This is a genomic window from Paenibacillus tundrae, from assembly GCF_030812775.1.
In the GTDB taxonomy this organism is placed as follows: Bacteria; Bacillota; Bacilli; order Paenibacillales; family Paenibacillaceae; genus Paenibacillus; species Paenibacillus tundrae_A.
Genome location: NZ_JAUSTI010000005.1, coordinates 218,414 through 230,742, shown reverse-complemented (window position 1 = coordinate 230,742; position 12,329 = coordinate 218,414). Strand labels below are relative to the sequence as shown.

Annotated in this window: 12 protein-coding genes; 3 read left to right on the top strand and 9 right to left on the bottom strand. The window is 45.0% G+C overall.

The window, feature by feature from the left end:
- The first annotated feature begins 90 nt into the window (after positions 1–90).
- Together J2T19_RS11350 and J2T19_RS11345 are read left to right on the top strand one after the other, a co-directional pair.
- Positions 91–516 carry a hypothetical protein gene (locus J2T19_RS11350; RefSeq protein WP_056698381.1) on the top strand — a complete coding sequence of 142 codons (426 nt, stop codon included), beginning with the start codon at positions 91–93 and terminating at the stop codon, positions 514–516.
- A 102-nt stretch (positions 517–618) separates the two neighbouring features.
- Entirely contained in the window at positions 619–1,467 is an 849-nt protein-coding gene (locus tag J2T19_RS11345) for a DegV family protein (protein ID WP_307215718.1), read from the top strand.
- A gap of 219 nt (positions 1,468–1,686) precedes the next feature.
- On the opposite strand, the gene pdaA is transcribed toward J2T19_RS11345, so the two are convergent.
- The gene (gene pdaA / locus J2T19_RS11340; protein ID WP_307215715.1) at positions 1,687–2,466 is read right to left on the bottom strand and encodes a delta-lactam-biosynthetic de-N-acetylase; all 780 of its coding nucleotides are present in this window, start codon (positions 2,464–2,466) and stop codon (positions 1,687–1,689) included.
- Between the two features lie 341 nt (positions 2,467–2,807).
- Here pdaA and cysC point away from each other — a divergent pair, with 341 nt between their 5' ends.
- Positions 2,808–3,446, top strand: a complete 639-nt coding sequence (gene cysC, locus J2T19_RS11335; protein WP_307215713.1) for an adenylyl-sulfate kinase — start codon at positions 2,808–2,810, stop codon at positions 3,444–3,446.
- A gap of 167 nt (positions 3,447–3,613) precedes the next feature.
- Here the strand turns inward: cysC and J2T19_RS11330 are convergent, their stop codons facing one another.
- The 8 genes from J2T19_RS11330 to J2T19_RS11295 form a co-directional block, all read right to left on the bottom strand.
- Positions 3,614–5,530, bottom strand: a complete 1,917-nt coding sequence (locus J2T19_RS11330) for an ABC transporter ATP-binding protein (RefSeq protein WP_307215711.1) — start codon at positions 5,528–5,530, stop codon at positions 3,614–3,616.
- Between the two features lie 4 nt (positions 5,531–5,534).
- Positions 5,535–6,722 carry a nucleotidyltransferase domain-containing protein gene (locus J2T19_RS11325; RefSeq protein WP_307215709.1) on the bottom strand — a complete coding sequence of 396 codons (1,188 nt, stop codon included), beginning with the start codon at positions 6,720–6,722 and terminating at the stop codon, positions 5,535–5,537.
- Complete coding sequence (locus J2T19_RS11320) at positions 6,712–7,206, bottom strand: lasso peptide biosynthesis B2 protein (RefSeq protein WP_307215708.1); 495 nt, start codon at positions 7,204–7,206, stop codon at positions 6,712–6,714. Before J2T19_RS11320 ends, J2T19_RS11325 begins: the two co-directional genes overlap by 11 nt.
- 3 nt (positions 7,207–7,209) lie before the next feature.
- The gene (locus J2T19_RS11315) at positions 7,210–7,509 is read right to left on the bottom strand and encodes a lasso peptide biosynthesis PqqD family chaperone (protein WP_307215706.1); all 300 of its coding nucleotides are present in this window, start codon (positions 7,507–7,509) and stop codon (positions 7,210–7,212) included.
- Complete coding sequence (locus J2T19_RS11310; protein ID WP_307215703.1) at positions 7,506–8,450, bottom strand: aldolase; 945 nt, start codon at positions 8,448–8,450, stop codon at positions 7,506–7,508. The genes J2T19_RS11315 and J2T19_RS11310 overlap by 4 nt, the downstream gene beginning before the upstream one ends.
- Before the next feature lie 219 nt (positions 8,451–8,669).
- Entirely contained in the window at positions 8,670–8,810 is a 141-nt protein-coding gene (locus J2T19_RS11305; RefSeq protein WP_174715277.1) for a paeninodin family lasso peptide, read from the bottom strand.
- A 64-nt stretch (positions 8,811–8,874) separates the two neighbouring features.
- The gene (locus J2T19_RS11300) at positions 8,875–10,806 is read right to left on the bottom strand and encodes an asparagine synthase-related protein (protein WP_307215700.1); all 1,932 of its coding nucleotides are present in this window, start codon (positions 10,804–10,806) and stop codon (positions 8,875–8,877) included.
- Positions 10,803–12,077: a sulfotransferase family protein gene (locus tag J2T19_RS11295; protein WP_370874859.1), complete on the bottom strand. Its 1,275-nt coding sequence runs from the start codon at positions 12,075–12,077 to the stop codon at positions 10,803–10,805. Before J2T19_RS11295 ends, J2T19_RS11300 begins: the two co-directional genes overlap by 4 nt.
- Between the last annotated feature and the right edge of the window lie 252 nt (positions 12,078–12,329).

Sequence of the window (12,329 nt, the reverse complement as noted above, 5' to 3'; positions counted from 1 at the left end):
TTTTGAAACCAACTCAAGAATCACTACGTTTAAATAAGGGTAATAACATGCATGACCTAATCAGGAGGATAAGGAGGGAAATCCTATAATATGAATAATAACCATCTGAATGAACCACATTCATACGATAACAACTCGTTCACGCCATATCCAGAAGAACCGAACAACATCCGCTTGAAACAATCTGGCCCTGGTATTGCTAGCTTTATACTTGGACTAGTCGCTCTGTTTGCTTATATTTTAACGTTCTTCTTTGCTGCGATGGCTCTGACTAGCTCACTAGATTCGTTCACACCTGCGAACGTTGAAGAAATTGCTCTGCATCCTGCGGTGATTCTTGCTTCGCTTTCCATCCTAGTTTGTCTCGTCCTGAATTTGGCTGGGCTTATCGTTGGTGTCATTGGGCTTGTGCTCAAAAATCGGAAGAAAATCTTCGCCATTATCGGAACGATTCTGAATGGTATTCTGATTTTGGCATTTGCTGGACTGATTCTAGCAGGGATGTTCATGGCGTAATTAGGCAACACAGTGTCGATATGAAGCAGCAACATTTACGTTGCAGACATCAAACATATGGCATAACTTTTGTTCAAATTATCATATCCAAAGGAGATCAACATGTCACGAATCAAAATTTTCACAGACAGCACCAGTGATCTGACCCCATCGTGGATTCAAACGTATGACGTTGGAATTATTCCGCTCTATGTTGTATTTGGCGAGGAATCATTGAAAGACGGTGTTGAGATTAAACCGGAGCAGCTATATGAACGCGTAAGTAGGGATGGTCGTCTCCCCAAAACAGCTGCGCCTTCTCCCGCGGATTTCATGACGGCATTTCAGCCATACATAGACCAAGGGGATGATATTCTGTATATCAGCTTATCCTCTGAACTTTCTTCTACATATCAAAATGCCCTGCTCGCCAGCTCTGAATTCCCAGAAGGGCGAATTTCCGTTATAGATTCCTTGAATCTCTCATCCGGAATTGGACTGCTTGTCATGAAAGCAGTTCATGCAGCGCAGAATGGTCAAACATTATCAGAGATCACACATTTAATCGAAGCCCTCAAACCCAATGTGCGGACTGAATTCGTCATTGATACGCTGGAGTACTTACATAAAGGCGGTCGATGCTCTGGCATGCAAAATCTAATTGGCAGCCTGCTGAAAATTCGCCCCGTGATTCGGGTAACAGATGGTAAAATGGCTCCAGCTTACAAAGTTCGCGGTAAACGCGAAAAGGCTCTGGAGCAAATGCTGCAGAACACATTAAGCAATAAGGAGCAGATCGATAAGGATCTGATTATCGTTGTGCATACGATGGCAGAGGAAGATGCGCTTGATTTGCAAAAGTCACTTCAAGAACAGACAGGTGCTCGTGTAGAGCTAGCTACCGCAGGATGTGTGATCTGTAGTCACTGCGGTCCCAAAACGATCGGTATTATTTATAATACCGCATTGTAACATCTGAATGTCACATTCCAGATGAAGTGGAGCTGCTTCTTTTATATCGATTCTATATTTACAAAGTAAAGGGGCATCCTTAGTTATAACTAAGGATGCCCTTCTGCATTCTAAGGTACACTATGTTGCTAAATGCTTAGAAGTTGATGCAATTTATCTCAACGTCAAAATTTACTCAGAACAACCGTTGATCTTGTTTCAACCTGTCTCTAAACTCGACTAGTAGCTTTTTGTTTTGAGATCATCCAAGTGTTTAAACACATATCCTTGCCGACGCGCTTCATTAATAATGGAACCGAGTGCTTCTGTGTTATCTTTGGAAACCGAGTGTAACAGAATAACCGCTCCTGGATGCAGCTGTTTCAGCACTTGCTGACGTGCGTAATCCGCCCCTCGTTGTACATTGGTATCCCAGTCTTTGTACGCCACAGACCAGAATACATTCACATATCCCTGTGCATGACTTTCTGCAAGCGTACGATTGTTAAAAATACCTCGCGGCGGACGTAAAAAACTCACCTGTTGTCCCGTCAACCGGTTGATCTCAGTTTTGACTTGATCCAACTCTGTTCGAATCTTATCATTCGAGATTCTAGTCATGTCTGGATGGCTCCAGGAATGGTTGCCGACCACATGTCCTTCAGCCGCCATTCGTTTTACCAGCTCAGGCTGATCCTTCAGATAATGTCCTGTAACAAAGAAAGCGGCAGGCACCTTCTTGTCGCGAAGCACATCCAGAATCGCTGGTGTAAACCCATTTTCATATCCGTTATCAAACGTGAGGTACAATTCTTTTTGCTTCGTATCTCCCAAGAAGATGGCATCATTTTGCTCTAAAATTGCCTTAAAACCTTCTTGATCGATCGAAGGTAACTGTCCATTTTGACTTTTTTTGAATCCGAAATGATATGCTCCGGTCACCGGCGATGCTTCAATCTGTGCCGGCAGCGTGCAGGTTGCTACTATCGCTAACAGCACGTAAAGCACCAATCGCTTCATCCAACTCGCCCCTGTTCCTGAGTATTGTTTATTTAATACAAACACCTACAGGTAATATGCCTTAGGGACAGCAAATATATGTATTTTGGTTCTTAGTAACAGGATATGGCTTCATGAATGTATTACCAGATTAAAATCATGACCTAAAGCGCGATCAAAATTGAACTTAACATGCTCCCTATGATCTCTCCATTCCATACTATATTATAATGCAGAAATAGGTTGTTACTTGAGAATAAATACCTTACATAGCCTATGATTGATAGGTATAATTTGATGCTATAATCTTGAAAAGATGTTAAAATATTATACATATTCTACATAGGAAGAGGCGGATATCTGTGACGAGAGAAGAACGTAATATTACCTGGCAACAATCCAGTTTAGATCGACAAGAACGTGAGCATCGCAATGGTCATCGCAGCCGTACACTGTGGTTCACAGGTCTTTCCGGTGCAGGGAAGTCCTCCCTTGCCTTTGCGTTAGAGAAGCATCTATACGACGCAGGAATACGTTGTTATGTGCTGGATGGGGATAATGTGCGTCATGGACTTAATCGGGATCTTGGCTTTACCGCCACCGATCGTCAAGAGAACCTACGCCGTATTGGTGAAGTATCTAAGTTGATGGTGGATGCTGGATTGATTGTTCTCTCAGCTTTTATTTCTCCTCACGCAGAGGATCGCGAAATGGTCAAGCAGTTATTCGAGCCTGGTGATTTTATTGAAATCTATGTTCGTTGTTCTATTGAGGAATGTGAGCGGCGTGATCCCAAAGGTTTATACAAGAAAGCTCGTAACGGGGATATCCCCCATTTCACTGGGATCTCCGCACCTTATGATGTTCCTGAGGAACCTTCACTCGTTATCGATACAGAACTGCTCTCTTTGGACGAAGCTGTAGCTGAAATCGTAAGACATCTAGAGCAGACGGATTCTCTACAACTTCCCCTGTCTACAACCACGAACCGGATCGGATAAGCTCATACCAGTTATCATGTTGCAAAGTTTGAAGGTAGAAGGTATGAGGTTGTAACTGTCAGTTCGCAGACGCATGTTAAAGATATGAGGCGCAGATATAGTCTGCGCCTCTTTACAATGCACAACATGAAGCAATGCTTACATCTCTCAACACCTATTGCCCTACACTACTGACCTACTACACCTGCCTGCATATTGAGCAACTTACTGAAGGTTCCTACAGGATCGGTGGACAGTTGCTGGTAACCGCCCTGCTGAATAACCTGACCTTCATCCAGGACAATGACACGATCGGCTGTACGAATAGTAGACAAACGATGGGCAATAACAATGATCGTTACATGCCCTCTTAAGCGTTCGAGCGCTTCGTGAATATGTTGTTCATTCTCACTGTCTAATGCGCTTGTCGCTTCATCTAATACCAGCACGGAAGGATTGCGCAACATCACACGAGCAAGCACTAACCGTTGTCGTTCACCACCGGATAACCTTATGCCACGATCACCAATAACGGTATCTAGACCCTGTGGTAATTTTCGTACGAAGGATGCCGAAGACGAAAACTGTAACGCTTGCCACATCTGTTCTTCGCTGGCATCTGGGTCAACCAAACGCAAGTTTTCACGAATGCTGGTATGAAACAAAAATGGATCTTGGGGCACATAACCAATCGAGCTTCGCCATGCAAGCAATGAGCTTTCGGTGAGAGGTTCACCGTCAATAAGAATCTGACCACTTTCCGGTCGAATCAGACCCATAATAAGATCGATCAGAGTACTTTTTCCCGCACCCGACTTACCTACAATAGCCGTCATGCCTTTGGCCGGGACTGTAACATTCGCTTCATGAAGAGCATACGTATTACTCCCCTCATACCGATAATTCACATGCTCACAGCTAATGGAGCGCAGTAATTCCAAGGGCTGAATGGGACGCATATCCTCCACCATACCATTTGTGTTCACTTGGGCCTGGGCTTGGGTTTTCGCTTTCATACGCATGGAACGCGGACCAGGACTTGACGGATCAGAGTCAGGCTGATATGCCGCACCTGTAAGGGTATTATGTATTTCACGACTTTTCTCCGTCTCCAGCTGTAGCTCACGAACAATTCGAAATGCAGGTAGCATGGAGCTGATATACTCCAGATTAGACTGAATAGAAGTGAATCTCGGCCACAAACGGGAGAAAATAAGAATAATAAGCAGCAAACTTGCTGGGGGTACATTTAGGACACGCATCGAGAGATAGATGAACGCAGCAATAATTACGGCTGAAGATACCTTGTGGATGAACTGTGTTCCACTATTAAGCTTGCTAAACTGGATAACATTACGTTCGATTCGTTTACACATGCCGTCAAACCAATGGATATGAGAACTTTCAAGCATGTTACTTTTGATATCTTTTATCCCGTTAAAATGTTCTGTTAACCCGTGGTAATAATGTTGCGAGAATTCAGATGTCTGATCTCCGATTTGCTTAGCACGTCTGACGAACTTCCTTAGAACGAAGAACAGCACTAATCCACAAACCAGTACGAGTGTGGTTAGTTTGGCAGATAACCAGAAAGCAAGACCAATCTGAATACCCGTAAAGATCAACGAAGCCGCCATTTGCAGCATAATATTCGTACCTTGGCTAACCCGTGCCAGTTCAGTCGTTAATATATGGTTAAAATCGGATTTTCTTTTTCGGAGAAAAAAAGGCCAGCCCGCCGCGAGGATTGAACGATAGGTTTCTAGGCGTAGTGTCCGTATAAACTGCTGCTGGATTTTGGTGTTTCGAATCGTCTGCAGACGTTGCAACCATGCCTGACCCGAGAGGATAACAACAAAAGTTATAAGTACCAGAAGCAACTGATTGTTCTGAGATAACCCACTTAATGCATCGGAGATCCACGGGATCTGAATCCCGGCCGAGTTCAGCTGGAACACTCCAATCAAGCTCAACATCGGAACTAACATATAAATGCCGATGCCTTCCATCAAGCTGATACTGATCATCCCAAGTAGATTCCAATAGAGTACGGGTCCAGTTACACTACGTAATTTACGCATATAAAATTGAAGTTCTGAGAGCATCGTGTTATCCCCTTTCCGCCATCGTGTTCCTTTTCATTCGACGCCAGAACCAGAGGAACGGACGTAACGGAAAATATAAAAAGTGCAAATAACGTGGGAGCGGAAACTGTTCCACATCCCAAGTGCTTGGATATAATCGTTCAATGAAAAAAAACATTTTCTGTCTCCGACTTCTCAGTGCAAACAGATAAGACGGGTAACTCTTCACATGTGCAGGGCTTTCAACCATCTCATGCATAAACAGCACACCGTGTCTTGCAAGCCGATCTCCTGTCTTGGAATTCAAGGATAATAGCGAATGATAGCTCGAATTCAGAGGTGTATTCAGCAGAGCTGAGACTAATCGCAGAGCTTGTGTTCCAATCGCCATACGTCCCTCCGCTTTCAAACGCTTCGTTAGAAGAGCTGTATCCATAGGCCTCGTACGTATCATCTGATCAATATCTAAGAGCCAGCGTAATCGGAACCAGCCGTGTCTTGCACCATGTGTCACCAGGTAAACCCACAGATCTTCTCTCTCCAGCATTCGAACAGGAGTTTGAGTATACGCGCTCAATCGGCTTCGTTTCCACAACACCTCAAAATCTGACTCTTTGCCGGAATCTGGATTCAGTCGCCAATGAACCTCTACCTGTGTTCGTTTGACCGGATGCATATAACACACATGATGTTCTCGCCATTTCCAGCTCTGAACTGCGGTAATACGTGTGCCTTCCTTCGTTACATACCCAAGGGTCTCTAGCACTTCTTCTGCGGCTGCTACATCATCCAAAGGAATAAGGATATCCAGATCCTTCGATGTACGCATGGATATCTCGCCATACAGATCATGAGCCAGAGCTGGTCCCTTCAGCGTGATATTCCGAATTCCTTGTCCACCCAAGGCACTGCACACATGCTCCATCTCTGCTGTTAGATGTAACATGCGAAATGTATTCGCCGTGTACTCCTGCCTGAAACTCTCCACGACGTTTGCTGGAACAAATGACATATTGCCATGTTTGATCTTTAGATATAGCACCGAATACAGCCGATGGTGGTATACTAAGCGCATAAATAGATTCCAATCGATGTTCTCAGCCATCGCTTCTAGTCCTGATGTTTGAGTGGTTGGTTCACTTTGGATCATCAACAACATCAGCTTGAGTTCCTGCGGGAACCCCGTTGTATAATCTTCAAACTCAAGATTCATAGACAATCTCCCCAGATCCCTTCTCTGAACATTGTTTACCAAACACACCAACTACGGTGTATTGATCCATCGTGTCAGCTCCAGTCACGATTAGCTTTCCACTTCTAAGCCAGGCGTGAGCCATCATCTGTCCTTCTTTATTCCGAGCAGTTCCCATATAGAGCGTACTACTGATGTTGCGTCGTTCTAGCATTCTCATTGCAGCAATAGCCATAACGAGGCATCGGCTTTGCCATGGTGTGATTTTGCTTGCGAGCATAATCGCTTTAGACACATTCCGCAAGGTAACGATTTGACTACGATTTAGGCCAGTCATCGGGGTCTCATGCATGGGGATGCCGAGCCCTGGAGCAATTTTGGCGAATGGCATTGCTTTGAGAATGCGCGCCAGTCCGAGATAGAAGAATGCTTCCCACAACATAAGACGCAGAGTCCGTGTCAATGAGAAGTATGCTTTAATTTTGCGAACCATTTTCCGAAACATTCTCTATTCTCCACGGGTGACGTTAATTAATCCCTCTCGGGTCAAATGTTCCAGAAACTGAACAACCTGTGCACGACAAATCTCAGGATCAATCTCATACTCCGAGGCAAGTGCATCTACCAGCTCAGCTAATGTGCGCTCCTCCGCAATCAATTCCCAGATGTGTCCCCCTGTACTGCCCAGATTGTAATACCTGCCACTTTGGATGCTCATCATGACCTTCTCACCGCCCATATCACTGACGAGATGGCCTTCCTTCTGTACAAAGCGATCCTGCTCTTGGATTGGTTGGGTCATATTCATTGTTCTGTATACACTCCTTTGCGTACATGGTCTATGATCCGATCTACCATCTCAAACGCCGTAAATTCAGAGCCTGACCTCGTAATTCGGTGAACTTCTATACTTGCAGACAACCTAGAGACGGTCTCGAACAACCATTGTGCGAGTCCTTGGCGTGCTACAAGTGTGCTTCGAAACGTATGTGTACACAATAGATGCAACCGCTCCAATCCCATGACTTCTGTCATTCGAATGCTCGCTGAAGCTTCCTCCGGCCTCGGGTCTAATTCGAATATTCCCGCAAGAGGAACAGCCCGATCATAAAAATAATGCTGAACAGGTATCGCATATTTTGTTACCTCGGCATGAATGGTTGCATAGTTCTGCTCGTTCATCCCGAAGCCATCTAAGCTAGATTGCCATAATTTCTGTTGGGGATATCCCGGCGATACAATAGCTCTTCCGCCTGCATCCCACGTCAGTGCAACTACATCATCCGTCATAAGCGGATAACCGCGTGAGGCAAGTGCAGCCGATAATGTAGACTTCCCTGCACCAGAGTGACCAACAAATGCATAGGCCCATCCATCAATGACTACAGCACTCCCATGAAGTGGAAGTATGTTACGCTGCATCATAATTACAGCCATACATGTGCCCAGAATGTATAAACGAACTTTTTTCTCTTCAGCTCCCGGTTCAGGAGATACCAGGATACGCTGTCCTTGCTCCATGAAGAAGAGTCCTGTTCCAGCTACCCGAAAAAAAAGGCTTCCTTCTCTGCATACAAAGTTAGTTTCCCCCACATCCCATGACTCCCACAGGGCAGTTAAATCGGTGGACTCTATGTATACGTCCGTGGTCTTCGTCATCGGTTCATGACCGCTTGGCACAATCCGGAGCTCGGGCATGTGAATCTGGCTTATCCAGTGTAATCCATAAGCTTCATAACGCAGAGACAACATAAACGCCTCCTCTTGACAAGTTATTAAACATGCATATTCAAAACATCTGCTTGCAGTAATAAGCATAATGAGCTAACGTATTTTTGAACGGTACAACCTCTTAAACAAGTAAAAAAAGCCCTTATATTGGTGTTGCTTAATATAAGGGCGGAGGCGAAAAGAAAGCTATTGCCTTTCCGCCCTTTAAGTATAATGACAATGCTTATTGCTTCTTACTTAGGAAACAGGTGGATCATACAGATCAGCGTCGTGTTCTGTGATCCAGTCGATTTGTCTGTAACCTTTACCCGCGAGGGTTTGGTTTACTTCCAAAACTTCAAGTGCTGGAGCTTGCCATTGCTTCTTTTCGATTTGCATTGTGTTCACCCCCTTTCATGAGTGCATGTTGGGTTAGGCACCAGTCATTAGCACCACACCGGTATCAGAATTGTCGGATGTACCGGTACACAATGAGGCTATGCATCATTAAGCGCAAGTCAGGATGCGATGCAAGCTCAGGACGAGGCTGAGGTATGTTTTGAAGAGCCGCATAAATTCGATCCGTGTTTAATATGCCGGCTACTCGACTATCAGAACATAATGCCCGAATTTCACTTGTGAATGCTCCCCAATCCGGAATCATGCGATGTAACCAATCGGCTGGTTGAACACCTCGCACTCGCTGATTCAGTCTCACATTATCCGGTAACTCGGGTGAAGTTGCCCGGCGGATTAATGATCGGTCTGTACCTTGATTAACATACTGCTCAATCGGTACAGAGAGACAAAACTGTATCACACGTGCATCACTCGTAGGATCTCGCTCCCAGGCACGATAACGAAGTGAACATTTCGTCGCCATTGCCCCATTTTTGCTCGCAATCGCCAGATTATTGAACTTCTCTGCTCTTACTTCCAGAGCGTCTGCCTGTGCGCCACCTTGTAGCACAACCAGTGAGCCCAAACGATCCAACACGCCTGTTTTTTTGGCGAATTCAGGATGAATTAATTGATTGGTTGCGTGTGGAATTCCACCACTTCGGGATGACTGAAATCGCTCTGGATACGCCTTCTGCGCTGTGATTCGAGCAATCCGTGAAAATTTCATTCCTGTACGCTCACTATATTGCTTCATTTCTTTGAACAGTCTCACCCAACGTCCACTTCGCATTAAGCTTGCGTAATATTCTAGTGCCGGTCCCCAGGAAATCGTAAAGTTGCCCCTTGCTCCGGTAAGTAAAACGCCCGCATCCTGCTCACTGGCCTTTTCATAAAAGCCTCGAATCCAGAATGAATTTTCAAAAAATTTATACGGCATCTCCATCATGTCAAGCCATGTATCCACTTCACTGAAGGGACTTCTGCCTTCAAAATCCAGATAATTCTCCGAAATGTTGCCTACATGATTCACTGTAGATCGAATGAAAGGTCGTTCATCTGCAAGCAGTGTTTTGGGTGTATAATCTTTGAAATCAGACACAGGCACATAACTATAGGCGTTTAGCTTTTTCCCTTGGCTTCGCAATGTACCTGAGGCAAAACCAACAACTGCTCCTGAGTCAAGGCCACCACTTAAGGCAGCAGCGACTTGCCGATGAGTCCGCAATCGTGTGCTTACAGCTTGTGCAAAAACCTCACGGAATGCTTCTACATACTCTCCATCTGATTTGAGGCGAAGTGGTTCAACCTCATCCCAGCGATGATACTGGTTCAACTCGACCTTACCGTCTCGAAAAAGCAGCGTATGCGCCGGAGGCAGCTGCCTCACACCCCGATATGCAGTCAATTGAATGTCTGCAGCGCCATGCATTGCGGGGATCGCGAGAAACTCAGATAACCAGGATTCGCTTAATTCTTTGGAAACACCCTCCAAGGACAACAGAGGATTCATTAGGGTGCAGAAGGCAAAGCGCTGTCCATCATGGCGATAGTACAGGGATCTCATGCCCGTAATATCTCTTGCCGCAAACAACGTACGCTTGCGATCATCCCAGATGGCAAAAGCAAAGTCTCCAAGTAGCTTGCTTGTCACGTCTGTCTGCCATCGTTGATAAGCTCTTAGAATTAACTCACTATCTGCCAACTCGGCTAATTCTCTTCTGGATATCTGCAATTGGTCTGCTAATTGCTCCCGATTGTCCAAGATAGCATCGGCGGTAATAGATAGGCCGTTAGCCTCGTCATAGAAAGGTATTTTTTCATGAACTGATTCTGGTGTAATCCACTGTGCATGACAGCTTAGGAATGCTTCATTGCCCTTCCACACCCCTGTTGTGTCCGCTGGAATATGACCCAAGCTGGCATACAAACGCCAACTATCCTCCCACAATGCTTCTTGACCCTCGGTGTGAACAATCCCCGCAATAGCGCTCATGACTTTCCTCCCCGTAGAATCTTGCGCTGTGATGCCCAGGCACTAAGCTGATGACCAAATGGAATCAAGGATTTGATCCGCTGTATCTTGCTTTGCGTCGAGGCTAGTTGCACCTTTAATCGCTCGCGCTCGTTATATCCTCGCTCTAACCGATGATCCGCGGCTCGTAGTGCAGCTTCCAATTGCCTTATCGTTGCTAATGCAGCTAGCGTTGGATCGGGTGCTGATGCTTTCTCTGTATCTATGGCATCTGTTCTTTCATGTTCGGAATGTACTGCTACGGCTTCAGGCTTTATTCGGTATTGAGGCTGCCACTCACATCCGGTTGCTTTTGTGAATTGACGTGTAAGTCGTTCCATAACCTCTTGATCTGCACAGGCTTCATAATGTACACCCGTCCACTGCTCCGCTTCCTCTAACTGCTGGCTGTACCCCATTCGATGAAACAAATCTGCTCCAATGGTTCGGCAATATAGCTCAACTTCTTGACGATCAAGTATACTTTTCCAGTTGTTAATCGAATCTTTGTGTGCTTCCTGATGTGATGCCAAGAACGGATCGCCTACACCCATGCTGTAGAACATATTAGATTTCGTTGTATCCACAAACCGTCCATATTGCTCCATGCCCTCTTCATAGCCGATCCCGAGAAAGGTACATAACTTCTCCAGTTCGTCCTTGGGGCTTGCGACGAGTTGTTCATACTTTATCTCATAAGCTTGAGGATGCTCTACCTCAAAGTAATCATTTAGTCTGAGCAAACCTAAGGTCAGGTCAACTGCTCTCATATTCAATTCGGGACTTTGTAAACTCTGAATGAGTTCAAATCCATTGCCTGAATTACGGTTAACTTTTTTGAATGATGCAGCAATGGAAAGTGGATTGCGCTGGAGATGAATTCGCTTGGACTGTGGGAAGAGACGATCAAGCCATTCCAGCATATAATAGTAACGCGGAGATTTATCTACAACGAAGTCTGCCCCGCTGCCTTGTAGAAAACCATTATAGATTTCTAGGGCGAACCTTCGACATGCTTGTTCAAATACATCCTCAGACACCATCGCACTATAGAACTGACGAATGATGGCATTTCCACCATAGGGGCGAGGTTCTGCTTTGGCCAGGTCGACCAGACTCATCAAGAACCACATCTCTTGTGTGGCAAATATGCGGCTGTGATTTTGTAACATGACGGTGGAGAGTGAACTTCCACTGCGAGGGACACAAAGTAAAAATACAAGTCCGTTACCTTGAATATCTACCAATGGCATCCTCTCCTTTTGTTTATATAATAAGCATGTGGTTGGTATACTCAGAAAAGCTCGAGGATCAGACGTGATTTCGTATGCCTAGACAATATATGTACTTTCGACAACGTTTTTGATACGTTATGTATTCATAGTTTTACTCTATGATACAAAATGTATCATGTCAATCTTTTATTTTCACTTTTTCATAATTTTCATGTTAATCTTCGTTTCTGCCGATGTGGAATCACCACTCCATACCTATTCCGACCCTCT

Bases quoted from the DNA above. Each gene is read 5' to 3' on its own strand.
- J2T19_RS11345 (WP_307215718.1), top strand. From the start codon at position 619: ATGTCACGAATCAAAATTTTCACAGACAGCACCAGTGATCTGACCCCA.
- J2T19_RS11300 (WP_307215700.1), bottom strand. From the start codon at position 10,806: ATGAGCGCTATTGCGGGGATTGTTCACACCGAGGGTCAAGAAGCATTG.
- J2T19_RS11305 (WP_174715277.1), bottom strand. From the start codon at position 8,810: ATGCAAATCGAAAAGAAGCAATGGCAAGCTCCAGCACTTGAAGTTTTG.
- J2T19_RS11330 (WP_307215711.1), bottom strand. From the start codon at position 5,530: ATGCTCTCAGAACTTCAATTTTATATGCGTAAATTACGTAGTGTAACT.
- J2T19_RS11350 (WP_056698381.1), top strand. From the start codon at position 91: ATGAATAATAACCATCTGAATGAACCACATTCATACGATAACAACTCG.
- J2T19_RS11295 (WP_370874859.1), bottom strand. From the start codon at position 12,077: ATGCCATTGGTAGATATTCAAGGTAACGGACTTGTATTTTTACTTTGT.
- pdaA (WP_307215715.1), bottom strand. From the start codon at position 2,466: ATGAAGCGATTGGTGCTTTACGTGCTGTTAGCGATAGTAGCAACCTGC.
- J2T19_RS11315 (WP_307215706.1), bottom strand. From the start codon at position 7,509: ATGAATATGACCCAACCAATCCAAGAGCAGGATCGCTTTGTACAGAAG.
- J2T19_RS11325 (WP_307215709.1), bottom strand. From the start codon at position 6,722: ATGAATCTTGAGTTTGAAGATTATACAACGGGGTTCCCGCAGGAACTC.
- J2T19_RS11320 (WP_307215708.1), bottom strand. From the start codon at position 7,206: ATGTTTCGGAAAATGGTTCGCAAAATTAAAGCATACTTCTCATTGACA.